This window comes from Meiothermus sp. Pnk-1, assembly GCF_003226535.1.
Taxonomy (GTDB): Bacteria; Deinococcota; Deinococci; order Deinococcales; family Thermaceae; genus Allomeiothermus.
The window spans coordinates 211551-229561 of sequence record NZ_QKOB01000002.1; the positions used below are offsets into that span (position 1 = coordinate 211551).

Here is an 18011-nt window from a genome sequence, read left to right on the forward strand (position 1 = left end):
ATGCCTCAATATCCCTCTGCATTACCCGACTCCTTTTTGCGGAAATACTGAGCATACATCCGCTCCCACTCATCGAGCGGGACGAACCGCTGGCCGTCGTCGGTCCATTCCCACCACCCCTCAACCGCTAACGCCAGGTCGCGCAGCTTCCGAACCGTATCCAGGGCTATAGGCCCCATCCCCCACTGCAAAGGTTGGGGATATTGCTGAATGGCTTTCCATAGCGCCACTTCTGTTCCGCTCATCCATCCTGCGGCCCAGTGGTCCTCAGAGGCTTCGGACATAAGTTCAAACAGATAGTCCATCGCCGCTTCTCTAAGGATGCGCTGCCTTTCCTCTTCGAGGGGCACATTCTCCTTCCCGCAGTAAGCGCACCGGCGCCCGAACTTCTCCAGCAGATACTCCCGGACCTCATAGCCGTAAAGTTCGCCCCGCTGGTATTCGACGCCGCTGATCTCAGGATTCTGGAGCGCCTGCGTATCGAAGCGAACCAACTCCATCGAAATGGCTTCGACGGGGCAGAGACGAAGCAGCCGTTTGACCCAGGTCTCGATGTTGGCTACCCGACTTGCCAGGGAGGGCGGGAGCCACCCGGACGGGCGGCGTCGGTTGTTAAAGCGGGCCTTGCGGTAGCGAGTCTTCCTGCTCCTTCGTGCCCTGCGAAGCTGCCGCCGGGCCAGAAGTCGCTCACGGATCTGTTGGCCCCGATGAGTCAGTTCTGCCGCCCACACGACCCGACCAGTAACCTCGTTGACAACGGCAATTCCCGTCACCTTGGAGCCGGGGTCAATCTTGACGCGATGGGCATGAGTGGTAGAGTCGGCAACCCTCCGCTCCTTCAGAATGATGGTGAACGGATACCTACGGAACACAGCCGCTTTCCCTGCCTTCAAGAGCTTCCGTGCCCTGGCAGGGTGGCAGGGATCAAGCGGCTTTCGATTGCTGTCAAGCACAAACACCATACCAGAGCACCTCCTTACGGAGCAAACTCGCCTTTCGGCGGTAACGTTGGCCTCGCCAATGTCTGCCAGGCTTGTCACGCCGTCAACCTTCGCCCTGTACCCCACACAGGACAGCATGATCGACGACGGCAGTTGCCACAGGCTGGCCTCGCACCTGTGGGTGCCATGACCCGGCAAACGTAGCCCCAAAGGGCTTAGGCTGGTCACGAACGAGGGCTACAAGCCCCCGCCTTCAGGCGTGGGGTTCGTGACAATTGGCCTGTCCCCTATTCGCAAAGCCCGTAGGTGCTTGAGCAGGCCGGAGCTTCTGGATCGAAGGCGAATAGCTCGTACTGCGTTCCCCCACGGCCGGTTTTGGCCCACTCCACCACGGTTTTTATGCCGTGGGTGCGGTAGTGGATCTCGCCGTCGGGCTCGGCCACGTAGAAGAACGTGGCCGAGCCCTCCTTGCGGGCCACACCCGAGACCAGCCGTTCCCACTCCGCGATTCGCTCGATATGCTCCGGCCAGCGCCGGGCGATCTCGCGGATTTCCTGCTTGTTGGCGTGGATGCAGGGCATGCACCCTACCCGCCTCATGCCCTGGAGGTACAAAGGATTGGGCTTCACGCCATGTTTTTTCAGCATGGCGAAGACATCTTCTACCGTCCAGTCCAGCAATGGACGGTAATAAAAAAGCCCCGGTCCACCCTCTATATCCCCTATTTCAGCCTCCCACTCGGGTAGTTTGGCTCTTCGGCGGCTCTCCTGCCGCCTGACTCCTATCCAGGAGACCACCCGTGGCAGTGGCTGCTGTTCTAGCAGAGGCCGGTAGATATGCTCGTAGACGGGCTTCAGCTTCAGTTCCCGAGTACAGAATTGGGCGTGGGCGGAAGGGAAGCGGCCTTTTAACATACACAAATCCAGAAATGGGACCCCTGTCGGCTGAAGCAGAGCCAGCGCCCGCTCTCGATCTTCTTCAGGCCATTTACAGCGTTCGGAGCGCAGAAACTCCCGTCGCCGCTCGAACTCCTGTCTGAAATCCGCCCTCACCGTGCGAATCGGGTATACCTGCTCGCTCAGGTACTCGATGTACTCGTAGGTGGCGGGGTGCTCGTGACCGGTGTCGGCAAAAACCGCTACTAGATTGGACGCTCCTCGCTCCAAGGCCAGCAGCAACAGCGCCGTAGAGTCTTTGCCCCCGGAAACCGAAACTATGTTGTAGGTATCGAGGATTTCTCCCTTCAAGCCAATCACGCATCCCCCGCAAATACGAACACCCCCGGCTGATCGGGGTCTCGCCGGTATAACCAGGCCCCCTCTCCCGGGGGCAGGGCGATTTCGCGTACGTCGTCTGGGGCAAAGGCGCTGGTGTTGTGCAGCGGCCCCCCGCGCAGCTCAATGGCCCTGGCCCAGCCAGCCCGGGCCTGCCAGGCCCGATCTGGCGGGGGGTCCTCCGCCAACAACCGCTGGCCCATTTCGCGTAGCTCGAGCAGATTGTTAGCCTCCAAGCTAACGTCGGGGCGTATCTCCTCCACCCCCTGCTCGCTAGCGTGTTGGCCCGCCTCGCCCTCGAGCGCGCGGCCAGGCTTCACTACCCGTACCACCAGGGCAATCCCGGAAGGTGGGAGCAGCCCCCCGACCTCCCAGGGGGTGAGCAGATCCCGCTGAATGCGCTCGCTGAAAGCCTTCCCGCTCGCCGCCAACTCTTCATACATACGGCGGATGGTCTGGGCCTCCCCGCGTAGCGCCGCGGCCTCGTTGGGGAATCGGCAATCGGTGATGGCTACTTTTTCCCCGGCCTGCACCAAACGCTTGATCTCCTGTAGGGCCAGCCACACCCAGTAAAAGGGGTCTAGCCCCTCGCGTACCTGTTCGGTGCCGATCTGTTGCAAGGCCCGGCGGGCCTCGAGGGTCTTGGTCGCCCCAAACGCCTGATAGTAGCGCTCGGCGGCGGCCAGGGGAGATGCGTCCTCAGCGGCTAAGCGCTGCAGATACAAAGCCTTGACCGGATCGGCCAGGGCAACCCGGTAATATCCCCGAGGGGCCAAAACCAGCCGATATAGCGAGTCTTTCCCGTGGCCAGCCCGGCCAGTAATAGCGACGATGGGCTTCATGCGTCCTCCCCCTTGATTGCTAGGCGCTCGCGCCAATCCGGGGTAAGCGGCTTGGGCAGGACTCCCTGCTCCTGCAAAAAGCTGATCCGCCCGGCGTACCAGCCCGCTAGCCAGCCGGGTTGGGCCTCCGTCAGCACCGCCGGGGGGTTTTCCCCGGCAAAGCCTGCCGTGAAGCCAGCCTCGATCTCTTCCTCGGGGGCATCGGGCCAGCCGCCCTCGAGCGCGGGCCGCACCCGCTCCAACTCGGCCAGCTCGTCCTGTAGCACCCGCAGAGCGTGCTTGGCTCGGGCTACCAGGGCGTGCAGTTCACGCTCGGCCTTCTCCCGGGTCGGCCAGAGGTTGCCGCTCAACCACTCGAGCGACCCTTCCTGGCCCTGAGCCCCTAGCATCCGGGCTACCCGAAAGGCTTTGGCCTTGCCGCGCCGCACCTTGACGATGGCCAGCCCGTGCCGGAGGGTTACCAAACGTGGGGCAGAGAATGAAGCTTCCATGTCTTACTCCTTTCCCAGGGGGATCGCCTCGAGCAACGCCAGCACCTCCCCCAGGTGGTGTATGCGGATCACCCGTGGCCCCGAGTAGTGCTGGTTGTAGCTGCGCCGCAAGAGGAATACCTCGAGCCCATCGGCGCTGATCTGCTCAGCCTCGTTAGGGGAGTCCTCCACGATGATCGAAGCCCCCAGGCGGCGTATCCAGGGGGCCTTGCCCTCTGGCCCGGCAAAGCACACCTCTTTGCGGGGGAACTCCCACCAATCCAACCACTCGTACGTAGCCCGGCTCACCGTAACCGGGCGGCGGGTCACATATCCCCGCAAGAGTCCCCGGCGCTCGAGTTCCTGGGCTACCTCTACCGCCTGTGGGTAGGGATAGGCCCGGGAGTACACGCCGCGATAGTCGGTGGCGTAGGCGTGCCGGATCACCCGCTCCGCCTCTTTCCGTAGCGCCGCGGGAAAGTACTGCGTAAGGTCGTAGTGGGGTCCTTCTAGCTCGAGGTTGAGCAGGCCAAACTCTTCCCGCAGCACATCCTGCAGGGTTTCCAGGGTGTTGGCGATGACCCCATCCACATCGAGGGCCACCGCGAGGCTTGGAGAATCCATGTCTACTCCATGACTTCGGCTACCCATGCCGCAAGCAACAACAGGATGCCGAGGCCCAACGGATCGAGGGTCCTCAGCGCGATGCACACCAGGAAAATCAGCCCCGCAGCGGAAGCAGCCAGTATTTTGAGGGTTTTGAGGGATATTTCCATGGGCAGACCTCACTGACTATTATTACATGGTAGTCGCTATAGGACAACCCCTTCTCGCTCGAGCGCGGCCCGATAGTGACGCCCAAATCCCGGCGGGGCATCCTGCAGTTTCAGGCTGTACAGGGCGGTGCGGCCGTAGCGGGGGTGGATGCGGATGAGCTGCTGCATCGGCTCGGCGGGCGAGTAGTTGGCCATGAAGGAATAGTTGTCTACCCCGGGGAAGGCCCCATTGAAAATGACCTCTCCCAGGCCGTGGGGTAGCTGCATCCCCCGGTGCTTGTCGCCAAACAGGTAAAACGATGGGGGGCGTAGGTGGCCGCGCACGAACAGTTGGGTCTGGGTGTTGATCTGGCGGGCGATGGCGTGGGCCGGGATCCCCATGGCCCGGTCGCCCCCCTTGAGATGGTCGCCGTGGCCCGCGTGAAATACCCAGCCCTGCACCTCGAATACCGCGTAGGGCTGGCGGTTCAGATTCCAGAGGATATTGGGCACATCCCGGGTGAGCATGCGCAGCGCTTGATAGACAAACCAATCCAGGTTCGAGTAGCGGTTGACCGTGGGCATCTTGCGCTGATTGGCCCAGCGCGGATGGTTGCCCACTACCCCGTACACCTCGATATCCGGCACCAGCGATGCCAGGTTGCGCAAAAATTGCGCAATGGCATGGGCGGCGATCAGCCATTGATCAGCCAGCACCACCACCTGATCGGCTTCGTTGGCGTGATCGAGATCGCCGTGAATGATATCGCCCAGCAGCACCACTACCAGCCGGTCTACCGGGCTGGTGGTGTGGTGCTCGAGGTACGAGGCCACCGATTGCTCGAGAAAGGCCAGTCGGTCCAAGAACACGTTCAGGTCATAGCGACCAAAACCTAGGGTCTGATCGGCGCTCACCACCTGCCCTACGTGCGCGTCAGACAGCAACAGCACGTAGGACTCGGGGGTCTGGCCGCGGGGGCGGGGGGGAACCCGGCCTGCGCCTAAGGGGGAGTAACTTTTGGGGGCGATGGCTTCAATGCGCCGGGCCAGGGCCTCCACCAGGCTCGCCTGCTCGAGGGCCTTGGCGTAGGCCTTGCTCAGGGCCTCGTTCTTCTCGCGCAGTTGCTCGAGTTCGTCCTCCCGGCGCCGTACCGCCCCCTCGAGGTCGTCGTCAAACCTGGGCAGGCGCTCGGGCTCTTGCTCCATCAGCGAGCGCACGTAGCGGATGGCGGTTTTGGCGTGATGATCGTTCAACCCAAGCTCGCGCATCACCTCCCCGCGTCCCGCGGGTATATTGTTGTGAACCTTCCTGGACAGGATTTGTTGGATACGCTTTACGTCGGAATCGCTCAACCACTTGGGTTTCTTCACAGGCAACCTCGAGTTTTACCTTCTAGTCGCGCTGGGATAAGAAAAAGCCGCCCCTGGGGGGCGGCCTGCGTTCAGCCCTGGATTGCGCTGCTATGAACCTCTCCCTGCACCGCTAGCAAGAGGTGAACCCGCTCGATGAGCTGTTTGAGGGCCAGATCATAGGCATATCCGATGGCCCTGGCCTCGAGGTCGTCCACAAAGGGCAGATCCAGGATCCAGCCAATGATGGGGATGCGGTGGTCCCACTCCTCCACCACGGCTATGGTCTCTTTCTTGGCCTGCTCGATCACCTCTTTGAGCTTGCCCACTACCCAATCCTCTTTTTCCTGCCCGGTAGCCCCGGGCAGAAAGCCCTCGGCAAACTTCACCAGCTCGCCCGCTACCCATTCCAGGTCTTCCTTGTTCAGACCGTCCTTCAGGTGGTCCACCAGTTCCTTGATGAAGGCTAGCAGTTTGTCGTTTTCCATAAATCCTCCCGCCCCTAAGGTGGTGTGCAAGAAGGGTAAGAACGGCCCACCCGCAGGTGGGCCGGGGGGTTATCGGGCCGCGGGGGGAATGGGCACACCCAAGGCTCCGTCGAGTTTCACGCGGGTGGTCCAGCCCCCCACCCAGATGGCCCATACGCATACCGATCCGTTCTCAAGCCGCAACAGGCTCGAGCCGGAAGATCCCCCATCTCCGTTGGTCTGCACGAAGAACATGCCCCCCACCTCGTTTTCCGCCTCGCTGTCGTCGGGGAAATGCAGCGGGCCCGAGTACATCCCGGTGCGCAGCACGGGCACGATGCCCAAGGGACCGGTCCAGCTCCACACGTCCTCCCCAATAGCGGCCTGCCCGGCGCATAAGGGCAGCGCGGGGCTGTGGAAGCCCTTGGGAAGGCTGAACAGGGAATAGTCCGAGGTGGGCCAGGTGTCGTACCAGTCCTCGAGGGTGACCCGCACCAAAAAGCTCGGATCGGTGGCCTGGGAGATATAGTAACGCGCGGCGGTGGCGTCCTCCACGCAATGCCCGGCGCTCAAGAAGCGCGGTCCCTGCTTGGTCTGGATGACCGTGCCGCTGCAAATCACCCGCAGGGCTCCTTCCTCAAAGCGCCAAAGGTTGTACACCGCGCTTTGGGCTTTGACTACCGCTGCGGGGGCGGCAGCCAGGGAAAGGGAAAACAGGCTTACCAAAAGGGCCAGGGCTCGTTTCATGAGAACTCCTTCCGCCGGGGCAGATCCGATGAGGGAATCCTCATGGCGATAAGGGGTCATACCTCAGCGGTCTACCCCTAGCGCCCATAGCCAGCGCTCGGTGCGGCGGATGCGCTCAGGTAACCCGTTGTCGCCGCCGTTGATGAGCCGGCTGATGCGCACCACATCCCCCCGGTCGGCGTAGTAGTTGAGCCCCCACACCGGCCTGGCCCCGTCGAAGCTGAAACGGCTGGACCAGAACCAGCCCGCTGAGAGTGCTGCCCAGCGGTCTTGCAAGAGCAGGTCGGGGTCTTTCACGAAGTCCGGTACGCTCTCCCGGGGTAACGCCTTGCGTAACCCTACGGTGAGGTTTTGGTAGTTGGCCTTGAAGGTGATCTGCTTCAACCCCCGCCCGCGGTAGCGCCAGCCATCCCCGCTCGAGGCCGGGCCGTTGCCATAGCGGCCCCCGTAGACGTAGTTGGCGATCATCTCCGGGCGATGGGCCATCTGCTGGGCCAGCGCGGGCGTAAAACGGCTCGGCCAAACCCGCAGCAGCCCCTCGGCGGAATAGTTGAGGTTTTCCTCGAGCCGGGTGAACCCCCCGCTTTCCACATCGGCCTGGGCCAAGAAGTGCGCCTGGCGACGGGCGGTGTCAATCCCAAAGGTGCGGAAGGTCTCGAGCAGGTGCGGATACCACCGCTGCGCCAGACCCGGGCCCAGCACCCGGGCCAGATCGCCCGGCTCGAAGGCCATAGGGTTGCGGTCGTTCATGGCCCCCCCTTGTCCTTCAGATCCTCGAGCTTCGACCCCAGGGCCGAACGCAGGTGCATCAGCACGGGCTGGTCGGGGAACGTCCGGGAAAGGTTCTCAACCACCGATAGCGCTTCGGTGACTACCAGCATGGCCAGGGCCAGCCCGAGCAGGAAGTCGGGGCCGGGAATCCCCTTGTCGGCGAGGTTGGCCGATATCAGCACCACCGAGTACAGCCAGACCTTTTGCCCGGTTTTGAGCCCCATAGTCTTGCTGGTCACCGGCTTGTTCTGGTGTTTGGCGGCCAGCACTCCGGTGATGAAGTCCAGCAGCATCAAAACGGCCAGGGCGGCGTAGGCTTCCCGCCAAGTGCCAAATAAAAAAACCAGCACCGCGAGCAGCACCTTGGCCCCCCAGGCTTGGGTAAGCAAAGACTGTAACGCCAGCAGGGCCTGATCGAGTAGGGAAGACCGTTCCATGCTCCCACCATGAGGGGGGGGATGGGTAAGACTCCAGGCCGCCTGAGGCGTAGTTAATCCGGCTCTATAGTGGGATCGTGGTGAGCGTGGGGGCGGCGGTGTAGGTGATGCGCAGGCGATCCCCGCTGGCCAGATAGATCAGCCCCGCGGTCACCCCCAGGTCGTAAAAGGTGGTCCCGTCACGGCTGTACTCGAGTTTGCCCACCGTCCCGCCCTGCACGATCAGCGCTGCCGGGTTGGGGTCGGAGTTGGTGTAGGTGAAGGGGGAAGCTCCCGGCGTGACCGCGGCGGGGGCCGCGCTGGCCTGGGTGCGGGTGTAGCGGGCGTCGCCGCGGGCCTGGTTCAGGTATTGGGGGTGAGGATCGGTGGCGGATTGGTGATCGCTGATCTGGGTGGATAGGTTGTTCAGCGCGGTGTCCAGCCCGGTGACCTCGCTGGTGGGGTGGGTATGGGCGGCGGGGGGAAACTGGGCGGGCTTGCCGCTGATGGCCGTCCAGGGGACCTTGCCGCTCCCGTCGTCTATGCCGGTGCGCCAGTTTTCCAGGGCGGTGACGCGGCCATCCAGGGGGACTACCGTTGACTCTAAGCTGCTAACCCGCCCGGTGAGGACGCTTTGCGCGCCCTCGAGCGTGGTCAGGCGGGTTCCCGCATTCAGGCCCTCGAGGGCGGTGAGGCGGCTGCCGGCGTTGATGGCCTCGAGGGCCGCTACCCGTGCGAGCAGCGAGGAATCCCCCTCCAACGCGCGTACCCGCCGGTCCAAGACCGCATCGTTGTTGATCAGGGTTTGCAGTTGCGGGTTCCAGGTATTGGGGTGGGCCGGATCGGTCAGCTCGAGCTGCCGTATCGCTAGGGTGAGAGTGGCATTGGGATTGCCGTTGAGGTTAGCCATACCGCTCCTTACTTGGCCCGGATGATGTAGGCCAGTGCCACATACGCCGGGCGGTTGTCCAATGGCTGACCCGAGCCGGTGGGATCGGTGGTGAAGGTGTGGCGGTGCTCCGAGCCGTTAGGGATCACCGAATACCCCAGCACGGCCCCAGCGGGGACGCTAGACCACTGGTTGCTGGCATCCAAGGGAGCGCTGATCCCGCTGAATCCAGGCCCCCCGGCAAACTCGTTCATGCTGTCCATCTGGAAGATCTGCGGTCCGTAATATCCCGACCCTCCTCCGCCGGTTGAGCCCACCAGGTAGTGGCCGTGGGCTCCCGCATCGGCATCCCATTGTCCGCGTTGGGGCTTGGTACCCGAGGGCGCTTTGGTAGCGCCGGTGTGGACGTGGGCGGGGAGGTTGGCCACGGAGAGCGCCTGCTGGTTGGCCCCCCCTACCTCCCCCAGGGAAGCATTTCCGGCCCCCATGACAAAGCGGTCGCGTAGATCCGGGATGCGAAACGTATCCGGTCCGCCGGCCCCGAAGGCGGTGCCAATTTTGGCAAACAAGGTAGGGTAGTCCGCGCGCGGAAGCTCCCGCCCATCGCACAGCAAAAATCCCGCTGGGGGAGCGGCAATGGACCCCGCCCATTGGATGATGCCCCCAATGGGTACCCCGATGTTGCTCTGGATGCCATCCAGGGCCTGCTCGGCGCTGCTCATGCGGTTCTCGAGGCTGGTCAGCCTTGAACCGGCGTTCAGGCCCTCGAGCGCATTGAGCCGGTTTGCCGCGTTGAGCCCCTCGAGCGCTCCCACCCGCGCGGGCAGCGCGGTCAGCCCGGCGCCCTCGAGTACCCCCAAGCGGGCGTTGAGCCCGGCGTCGTTGTTGATCAACGCCTGTAATTGGGGGTTGATGGAATCGGGGTGTACCGGGTCGGTGGTTTCTATGGCCCGGACACTATTGGAAAAAGGAGCGTTGGGATTCCCGGTCAACGGCATAGGTCTACCCTAGCAGGGGTAGGGGGTCAGCCCCCTATGGTCCAGGATCCGTTGATAACCCGGGTACCATCGAGATACACCGCGCTGGGTTGCCCGCTGATCTCGTAGATCGGAACCACCCCCGCCGAGCGGAAACGATTTACCAGGGCTTTCACCCGCTCGAGCTGATACGGCCCCCCGCTCAGGCGCACAATGAGCACCCCGCGGTAATAGGGGGTGTACTCATAGGGGCCGCCGGGATTGAAGCGCGCGCTGCCGTCGAAATGCAGCGCTCCGTTCCAGCGGCGCAGGGTCAGGCCCGCACGGCTTTCTGCGGTGGTCCAATCGTAGACCAGGGCGGTGGTGCCGGGGAAAACCTGGGCGATGGCCTGCTCAATGCCCACAGGGGTGGTCTTGGCAATCCGCAATTCCGCGAGGATACGCCGTAAAAAGGCCGCGTCGTCCTCGCGGTAGTCGCGGGCGGGGATGCCATAGAGCGCGGCGTGTACATCCAGCCAGCGTCCGACCGCGCGTTCAACGTCGGTAGTGACCACCGCTCCTTCGGGATCGGTGCTTTGCAGGGCATCCCACAGGATTTGCAACAGATGGGCATTGATCCCGTCTCGCTTAAACCAGCGGGGAAGCAAGAATCGCTCCCCGCCCCCGGCGGGGATGCTCGGCGGGGGCTCGGCGGTGGGGACAAACGCGGTGAACGAAAAATGGTCAGCCATTGGAAACCTCGATCTCCACTACCACATTTCCCAGGCCCGGATTAGCCGGGATCACCACCTCGTGGGTAGTAGCGGCGGGCCCGGTGACCACTACCGGGGAGATGGTAGCGCCGTCCTGGGTCAGCCATAGGTAGGCCCGGGCGGGCTTATTGAGCCGCAGATTGACCACGATCCCTCCCCGCTGGGCGTCATACACCCAGGTGACCGGCGGGATGATGCGGGCCGTGCCGTACCCCTGCCGCAAGGCCTCGATGAACTCCGGCTCCTTGCTGGAGTAGTAGCTAGCCACGATCTGGCTGCGGTCAAAGGTGAAGCCATAGGGCTCGGCTAGCGGATACATGCGCTCGCGGTAGACGTAGATCACCCCGCTTTCGTAGACGCGGGTGAAGTAATCGCCCTTCAGGTTGCGCAGCGTGGCCGCCTTGGGGTTGAGGTAGGCGGCGCGCTGCACAAAGCTGGGGTCGCGCACGCTGGGGTAGTTGGTGAGGGTGTTGAAGTAGGTCGAGGCCGCCAGGTCGTAGAGTTCCTGCAAGGTAGCCACGATCCCATAGGAGTAGACCGTGGTCAAAAAGGCATCCTTGAGCGCGGCCAGGTTCGCCGCGCTCTGGGCGGGGTTATAGGTGAAGCCGAAAGTCGCTCCGGCGTCGTACAGATCCCGGTAACTGCCCACCCGCCCGGTGTCGTAGACGGTCTGGATGGCCCCATCCCGCAAGGAGACCAGGTAGGTGGTGTAGTCCTGGTTGCTGCGGTTTGCGCTGTTGTTGTAGTCGTAGCTGAATGCGTACTGGGTGCGGATGGCCTCCAAAAACGCCTTCAGCCCGTCGCTCTTAGCCACCGCCTGCACGGCGGATTTGAAGTCCGTTTTGAGGTCGCGGTATTGGGTCTTGACCCCGGTCTGCCCCAGGCTCAACGAGGGATTGACCCGCACGCGCCAATCAAAGCCGTCGCTGAGGGCCAGGTCGTAGATTTCCTGGGCGGCTTTGAGGAATCCGGCATCGTAGAGGTGGCGGCTGACCCCGCTGGCCTGGCCGGGGGGGGTGGCGAGGGGGAAGGCGGTCTGGCCCTCCGGCACCCCGCCCACGATCTCCGCATCGCGGGCAGCGGCGTAGACCTCGCCGTAGGCCCGGTTGTATCCGGCGGCATCGGCATCCTGCTGGATTTTAGCCACGAATGCCCCCTTGAGCCCGTCCAGGTAGCCTCCGTCCTGGCTCGAGGTGTTGTAGGTGAAGGCCGGGTACTGGTTGTACACGCTCTTATAGGCCCCCACCCCGCCCTGCTGGTAGACCGCCTGGGCGTAGGAAACGGCCAGCCCGGTGTAGTAGTTGGGGTCGGTGCTAGAGGCGTTGTAGGGCGGGGCTCCCTGCCCGACCAGGGCGTTGAGGAAGGTCTTGGACGCGGCTATCGAGCTGCTGTTGGCCACGCTCTGCACCATGGCCTGCCGGGTAGCGTCGGTGTCCCAGCCCGCCCCGGCCAGCACCCCCGCGGCGTCGAAACCGTAGGGGCTGGCCAGGGGGTAGATGGCCTCGGCAAAGGCCCTTCGGCCATCGCTCACCCCCTTGGGGTAGTCGTCCTTGATGGATGCGTCCTGGCTCGAGGCGTAGGTGGTGAGGGCGCTGATGGGGGAGTCCCCGCTATAGTCGCGGGCGTAGCGGGTCATCCCGGCCCGCACGATGACCCGGTAGGTGCCGCTCTGGCGGGGGAATTGCAGGGTGCGCGTCTTGGCGCTGCCCCCTGCCGCCCCGTCGGCGGCGGCGATGAGCCCGGCCTCAACCCCGCCCGTAAGGCGCTTGACGAAGAGGCTGATAGACCCCGGCTTGTCGAGGGTCACGGTAGCCACCGAGGTAGCGCTATCCACCGGGGATACGTCCAGGGAGAGCACGGTGGGCTCGAGGGCCTGCACCAGCCCCGCGCGGATGGACAGGGCTTTGTACAGCGCGGTCTGTTGGTAGAGGGTAGCCGATACCGGGATGGCCCCGAACCCCGAAGCCAGGGGGTTGGGCTGGTCGGTGCGCAGGTTGCGCCAGGCCAGGTGGAAGGGGCGCGGGGTGCTCTCGAGCAGCGTCCCCCCGCTGGCGTTCCAGAACATCCCCCGCAGGTAGGTGAAGCCGAGGTAGCCCCGGGTGGCGAGCAGGTCGCTTTCGCTCAGGTTGGGAGTCCACAACGGCATGGTTCCTCCTTAGGGGGTCAGGCGGAAGCACAGGCTGCGCTGATAGTTGGCTCGAGGATCGGAAAAATGCCGGGAAAAGACCAGATCCTCGGAGGTGTCGGGGTTGACGTAGGAACCCCCCGAGGGCACGCTGGCCTCCGAGCGCACCCTGAGGGTAGACAGCGGCAGCGGGCTGCGGTAGGGGCGATCAATCCAGGCCGCAAAGGGGCTGGTCACGTCCGAGGCGAACTCCACCACCGGGTTGATCTGGGACAGATAGTAGCTCCGCTGCCCCGCCATCCACCCCGGCAGGGGGGAGATTTGCCATATCGCCCCCGGCTCCACGCTCGATAGCGCCCGGCTCAACCCGAAGGGCAGCGCCGCTCCGTACAGGCCGTACCCCTGCGCCCCGGTGCTGTTGTTGTCCAGCGCCAGCAGGTCGTAATCGAGGTTATTGGCACCCCCATCGGAGGCGGGGGAGAACGAGACAAACGCCGTGCCCTCGGCAAACACCCCGGTGGAGGCGGTCGGGGTGTCCATGTTGAGGAAGTCCAGGCTCAGCCAGGTCGAGCCGTGCAAGGCGGCGTTGTTCCCCGCCAGGCTCAGGTTGCTGGCATCGAGGTTGAGGACCGTGGACCCGGGCGTCCACCCGCTGCTACCGGAGAGGTCGCGGCAGATCACCGGCCCCAGCAGGCGCACCCCGCTGCTGAGAGGATGCTGGGAGACCGGGAAGCGGTCGCCCATGCCGTGGGGTAACGCCGGGGGCACCAGCAGGTAATAGCCCGGGGCCAGGGAGAGGTTGAAGGACCCCGAAGCGCTGCCGTAGCCGTTGGCATTGTCGCCCACCAGGGGCAGATCGGCCACCTTGCTGCTATACACCAGGCTCGAGCCGGATTTCTGCACCGCGTACAGGGCGAGGGTGTAGGTCGCGGTACCGGGGTAGTACAGGCCGTCTATTCGCACCCCGCTCAGGGTGCGGGCCTGGCCTTCTACCCGCAGCAACCAGCCCACCCGCTCGAGCGCGGTTTCATCGCTAATGGGCGAGGGGTCGGTGAACGGGCGCACCCGCTCCATCCGTTCGGGGATGGTGAGCGGGTTGGTAGGGAAGAGGCTTTTGCTGACCCGATCCGAGGCCAGGGCGATGGTAGTTTTCCCGGACTGGGTAATGCGCAGGAAAAATCCCCGGTAGTCGGCATTGTTGGCCGCGAAGAGGTTGAGCGTCGAGCCATAGCTGTAGTTTTTCAGCACGGCAAAGGTGGGTAGGGTGTCGTTGCACAGCCCGGCGTCGCTCAGCGTATCGTCGCGGTAATAGTTGAAGAGGAAGCTGCTCAGGCGCACCAACCGACGGCTTTGTGGGTTGCTCAGGGAGTTGTCGTATAGCAGCAGCGGGGGCATCAGCAGCACCCGCGGCTGATAGCCGTTTTTGACCGGGATGGGGCGCATACAGGCGTAGGCCGCGCCCGAGCCGTCGAGAAAGAGGAACTCGTGTACCGGCCCGTCGAGGTTGGGGCTCTGCACCCCAAATACGTTCTCGTCCACCAGGTACTCCAGGGCGTCAATCCTGAGCACTACGTTCTGACAGAAGACCAGCGCGGCGGTGGCGATCTGAGCGCTATCGCTAAAGGCTCCCCCTGAGCCGTGGGACCACTTGGTCACGTACTGCTGCCCCACGGTGTAGGTGCTGCCCCAGGCGGAGTCGTTGAGGCTGGCCGCCCGGCCCTGGTTGCTGACGTTGGTGGGGTTGTTGTTGTAGGTAGCCTCCACCACCCTGAAATCGATATCCGAGAAGTTCCCGCTGCTGCCCCCAGCGGGTCGGTAGAGGGGGGTGAAGCGAATGCGAAAGGCTTTCAGGCCGGGCAACCAGAACAACAATGGCCAGCGGTAATAGGTGTTTTTGCTGGGGTAAACCAGGTTTTTGCCGCTGAAATTATCTACCCAGGTACAGCTGGTGAGGTTGGGGATCGAGGCTGGGGCTACCACCGTCCCATCCGGCTTGACCTGAATCGGGGCCGCCGCAGCATCGGCGGCCTGTTGAGCGGTGAAGCGGTAGCCGCCCTGGATGTTGACCTTGCCGGTGCCCCAGCCCAGGGCGTCAAAGGCGGTTTTGACCAGATCGGAGACCTGGCCGATGGTAAAGGGGGGGTTGAGCGCGGTGGAGTATTTCATGGGGACTCCTAGGGTTTGACCAAGAGCAGGTAGGTTTCGGCATATCCGCTGTACTGCGGGGACTTATGGGCCAGGTAGTAGCGGGTGCCGTCGGGGGCCAACCAGCTATCCCCAGGGTTGCCGGGGAAGGCGCCGTTGCGGGCCAGGTAAAGGTTTGCCATCTGGCCGCGGTTGGCCGCCGTCCCATCCGAGCGCACCGCCCACAGCGGAGACAGATTGGGTCGGCCCAGGAAGCGGGTGCCCAGGGCCACCTCGAAGAAGGGCACCGGGGGCTCGCCGGCAGAACCGGAGTTGTTCCAGCCGCAGGGGCCATGAAAGTGGTCCCCCCACCCCGGCCAGTAGGGGACGGCCAGGGGGCCGCTCGAGCAGATTTCATAGCCCACGTACTGGTTGGGCACCATCATCCCCCAGCGGGCAAACTTGCTGCCGTCGTCGGCGGTCGCCGGGGGGTTGAGGAAGTCCCCCACGACTACCGGGGTGGCGTACTGGTTGTTCTGGAAGAAATTGAGGCACAGCCCCTGGGCGTTCCCCACGGCGTCGATGAACAGGTCGGCGGTTTTGTCCAGGTTCAGGCTCGCCACCCCCTGTATCGCGCTGATCCCGAACCAGACGTTGGAAGAAACCGCGTCCTGGGTGTTGTCGTAGGTGGTGCCCGTCCCGGCCTGCCGGGCGTAGCGCAGGTCCACCGTCCCTTGGGGCAGAAACGCGGCATCCCCAGGCACGCTCGCCATCTTCAGGCGTACCTTGTTGGACCCGGTATCGGTCAGCCGCCAGGCCAACAGCTTGCGGTGGCCGGGGCCGGAGAGGCTTGAGGAGTCCGCCTCCAGCAGCCCCCCCACCGCCCCGTGACGCAGCCACACCCCCTGGATAGACCCCACCATCCGGTAGCTGTTGCCGTTGTTGTAGCGGAGCACCCCCCACGCCTCCTGACCGAGGTAGGGGAGATACAGGTGGCTCAGTTCCCATAGCGGGTGGCGCTGATACCAGTCGTTGTTGCGGTAGAGGCGGCGGGTGACGGTTTCGTCGCTGGCGGGGTCGGTGCCCCACATGCGCGTGAAGCGCGGCGCGGTGCCGCTGGTTAGGCTCCAATCGGGCCGCACGTCGATCCGCAAGACCAGCGCGCTGCCCGGCAGGGTCAGGCCGAATAGCGCGGCGTAGTTGCTGTCGTTGATGGTGTCGTCCAGGGCGATGGGCTGGGGCAGGGGATGGTATTTCCAGTAGCGCGGCGGGGCCCAGGGGGTGGCGGCGGAACCTTCCTCGAGTTGAGGGTAGGCCAGGCGCAGGGCGCAGCCGTTGGTCCAGGCGCTCCAGCCCCCCAGGTAGATCACGATGTAGCCGCTGGCGTCGGTGGTGAAGGTGTAGGCCAGGCGGGTCCATCCCCCCACGGGCAGGGCGATGTCGTCGAGGCTGACGTTGACGAGGTTGGACCCCTGAGTCTGGGTGGGATCGGAGAAGCCGTTGCCCGTCCCCACCCGTACCTGCACTGCCCCGCTGCTGAGTTTCTTGGCGTAGAAGCTATAGGTGTAGGTGGTGTTGGGCTTGAGTCGGAAGTAGATCGCATTCCACGAGTCGTTAGAGCCGTGGTTGCCGCTAAGGTCAATGCTGCCGCCCTGATACCAGGCGGGGCGGGTTACTCCGGTGGGGAGGTCGCTGGTCTGACCGACGTTGCGCACCAGCAGCGACCCGGCGGTAAACCGTACCGGCTTCCAGTTGTACATGTGGCCCTCGGTATACACGAACGAGCCGGTGTAGTTGCGGGTCTCTCCCCGGTAGCCCTCGGTGGCAAGCCAGAGATTGTGGTCGCCCCAATCGAGCAGGTTGGGACTGCCGTTATCCAGGTCTGCGCTGGCGGGGAAAAACGAGTTTTGTAGCCCCACCGCCGCGGCGGCTTCGTGCAGCCGGTCTACCAGCACCTCGGCGGGGTCGCCGTAGGTATCGGCGGCGTTCATTTTCCAGGGGGCGGGGACGTATTTGGAGTACTGCGCCATGGCTACCTCGCTACTGCAGGGCTCCGCTCAGGGTGCCTAATACCGCACGATAGCCCATCGGGATCATCTCGTCCCCGGCGGGATCGGTCAGATCCACTTCGCGTATGTCGGGATGGGCGATGGTAAGGGCAGTGATGAGGTTTTCCCGGGAGACTTTTTCTCCGATGCCCAGGTTTTTGATATAGCTTTGTGCGGCGCTCTTGGCGGCCTCGAGCGCGGCGGGGGTGCCCCGCAGGGAAAAGGTCACGTTGACCGCGATGGGCTGCGCGGCCAGCACCCGCAGGTCAATCCCCGCGGGCCGCCCGGCATCGAGGGTGTTGCGCAGATAGGTCAGCATAGCCGGGGTAACGCTCGCGGTGCCGTTGTCTACATACAGATAGACTGTGCCCGCGGGGATCGACGGGTCTACCACCGGATCGAGTACTAGCGCCTGGGTGATGCGCTCTCCGTCGGGGCTTTCTGCCAAGAGCGCGGCGGCCTCGAGCCCGGCCAGGGTTCCCCCCTGCAGCGTAGCGATGTAACGGGCGAAGCGCGCTTGCTGCTGCTCGAGGGTCTCCGCGTCCGATCCCCCGGTGGCGGGCTGGGGGTTGCTGACCCCTTCCAGGCCCGGTAGGGGGCTGCGCGGAACAATGATGGCTCCCGCCGGGCAATTGCCGTTTTCCCCCGGCTCAACCGCGATGGCCGGGATGTCCGCCAACACCTGTCCGGCGGCAATAGCCCCCTCTACCAGGGTTTCGTACTCCACCCCGTCAAACCGCGCTACCCGGAAGCCCTTGGGGATCCGCAGCGGGGCGGGCTGGGGCACCGGGCGCCGAAAGCGGAGCAGGGTCTGGGCCTGGGTGGCCTGGCGCGGCTGAAAGTTGAACGCGGTGAAGGCCGCCCGAGCGATAGCCGCTTCCGCCTGACGATCAAAGCGGTAGGTCAGGTCCTCAACCTGAAAGGCCACCGCTTCGAAGAGCGTGCGCAGCACGCTCCCCGGCTCGGTATCCGGCTCTATTCCGGTACGGCCCCACCACAGCGCCAGCATCTCCCACAGGGATTCATCCAAGCTTTTGAAGGTGTAGGCCTCAGCCATGCGCCC

At 64.2% G+C, this 18011-nt stretch carries 18 protein-coding genes; all 18 read right to left on the reverse strand.

Going from position 1 to position 18011, the window contains the following annotated elements; genetic code table 11:
- Positions 1 to 5: 5 nt before the first annotated feature.
- The 18 genes from iscB to DNA98_RS03910 all read right to left on the reverse strand — a co-directional run bounded on the left by iscB (position 6) and on the right by DNA98_RS03910 (position 18005).
- Positions 6 to 962 (reverse strand): RNA-guided endonuclease IscB, encoded by a 957-nt coding sequence (gene iscB / locus DNA98_RS03830; RefSeq protein ID WP_110526525.1) that lies wholly within the window; start codon positions 960 to 962, stop codon positions 6 to 8.
- Between the two features lie 266 nt (positions 963 to 1228).
- Positions 1229 to 2197: a phosphoadenosine phosphosulfate reductase family protein gene (locus tag DNA98_RS03835; protein ID WP_199489352.1), complete on the reverse strand. Its 969-nt coding sequence runs from the start codon at positions 2195 to 2197 to the stop codon at positions 1229 to 1231.
- On the reverse strand, positions 2194 to 3057 hold the full coding sequence (locus DNA98_RS03840; RefSeq protein ID WP_110525987.1) for a hypothetical protein: 864 nt from the start codon (positions 3055 to 3057) through the stop codon (positions 2194 to 2196). The genes DNA98_RS03835 and DNA98_RS03840 overlap by 4 nt, the downstream gene beginning before the upstream one ends.
- Positions 3054 to 3548: a hypothetical protein gene (locus DNA98_RS03845; protein WP_146237974.1), complete on the reverse strand. Its 495-nt coding sequence runs from the start codon at positions 3546 to 3548 to the stop codon at positions 3054 to 3056. Before DNA98_RS03845 ends, DNA98_RS03840 begins: the two co-directional genes overlap by 4 nt.
- Before the next feature lie 3 nt (positions 3549 to 3551).
- Positions 3552 to 4151, reverse strand: coding sequence for a hypothetical protein (locus DNA98_RS03850; protein ID WP_158531596.1), 600 nt, complete (start codon positions 4149 to 4151; stop codon positions 3552 to 3554).
- Positions 4152 to 4153: 2 nt separating this feature from the next.
- The gene (locus DNA98_RS17740; protein WP_158531597.1) at positions 4154 to 4303 is read right to left on the reverse strand and encodes a hypothetical protein; all 150 of its coding nucleotides are present in this window, start codon (positions 4301 to 4303) and stop codon (positions 4154 to 4156) included.
- A gap of 36 nt (positions 4304 to 4339) precedes the next feature.
- A complete protein-coding gene (locus DNA98_RS03855) occupies positions 4340 to 5551 on the reverse strand; it encodes a hypothetical protein (protein WP_110525996.1) in 1212 nt (403 codons plus the stop codon).
- A gap of 173 nt (positions 5552 to 5724) precedes the next feature.
- The gene (locus DNA98_RS03860; protein WP_110525998.1) at positions 5725 to 6120 is read right to left on the reverse strand and encodes a hypothetical protein; all 396 of its coding nucleotides are present in this window, start codon (positions 6118 to 6120) and stop codon (positions 5725 to 5727) included.
- Positions 6121 to 6189: 69 nt separating this feature from the next.
- A complete protein-coding gene (locus DNA98_RS03865) occupies positions 6190 to 6846 on the reverse strand; it encodes a trypsin-like peptidase domain-containing protein (protein WP_146237975.1) in 657 nt (218 codons plus the stop codon).
- 63 nt (positions 6847 to 6909) lie between these two features.
- Positions 6910 to 7596, reverse strand: coding sequence for a glycoside hydrolase family 19 protein (locus tag DNA98_RS03870; RefSeq protein WP_199489353.1), 687 nt, complete (start codon positions 7594 to 7596; stop codon positions 6910 to 6912).
- Positions 7593 to 8054, reverse strand: coding sequence for a phage holin family protein (locus DNA98_RS03875; protein ID WP_110526002.1), 462 nt, complete (start codon positions 8052 to 8054; stop codon positions 7593 to 7595). Before DNA98_RS03875 ends, DNA98_RS03870 begins: the two co-directional genes overlap by 4 nt.
- A gap of 64 nt (positions 8055 to 8118) precedes the next feature.
- Positions 8119 to 8943 (reverse strand): hypothetical protein, encoded by an 825-nt coding sequence (locus DNA98_RS03880; RefSeq protein WP_110526004.1) that lies wholly within the window; start codon positions 8941 to 8943, stop codon positions 8119 to 8121.
- An 8-nt stretch (positions 8944 to 8951) separates the two neighbouring features.
- Positions 8952 to 9920 (reverse strand): phage tail protein, encoded by a 969-nt coding sequence (locus DNA98_RS03885; protein ID WP_110526007.1) that lies wholly within the window; start codon positions 9918 to 9920, stop codon positions 8952 to 8954.
- A 26-nt stretch (positions 9921 to 9946) separates the two neighbouring features.
- On the reverse strand, positions 9947 to 10630 hold the full coding sequence (locus DNA98_RS03890; protein ID WP_110526010.1) for a hypothetical protein: 684 nt from the start codon (positions 10628 to 10630) through the stop codon (positions 9947 to 9949).
- Positions 10623 to 12797, reverse strand: coding sequence for a hypothetical protein (locus tag DNA98_RS03895; RefSeq protein WP_110526013.1), 2175 nt, complete (start codon positions 12795 to 12797; stop codon positions 10623 to 10625). Before DNA98_RS03895 ends, DNA98_RS03890 begins: the two co-directional genes overlap by 8 nt.
- Before the next feature lie 9 nt (positions 12798 to 12806).
- On the reverse strand, positions 12807 to 14942 hold the full coding sequence (locus tag DNA98_RS03900; protein ID WP_110526016.1) for a hypothetical protein: 2136 nt from the start codon (positions 14940 to 14942) through the stop codon (positions 12807 to 12809).
- Positions 14943 to 14950: 8 nt separating this feature from the next.
- Positions 14951 to 16930, reverse strand: a complete 1980-nt coding sequence (locus DNA98_RS03905; RefSeq protein WP_110526019.1) for a hypothetical protein — start codon at positions 16928 to 16930, stop codon at positions 14951 to 14953.
- A gap of 10 nt (positions 16931 to 16940) precedes the next feature.
- A complete protein-coding gene (locus DNA98_RS03910; protein WP_110526022.1) occupies positions 16941 to 18005 on the reverse strand; it encodes a baseplate J/gp47 family protein in 1065 nt (354 codons plus the stop codon).
- Positions 18006 to 18011: the final 6 nt, after the last annotated feature.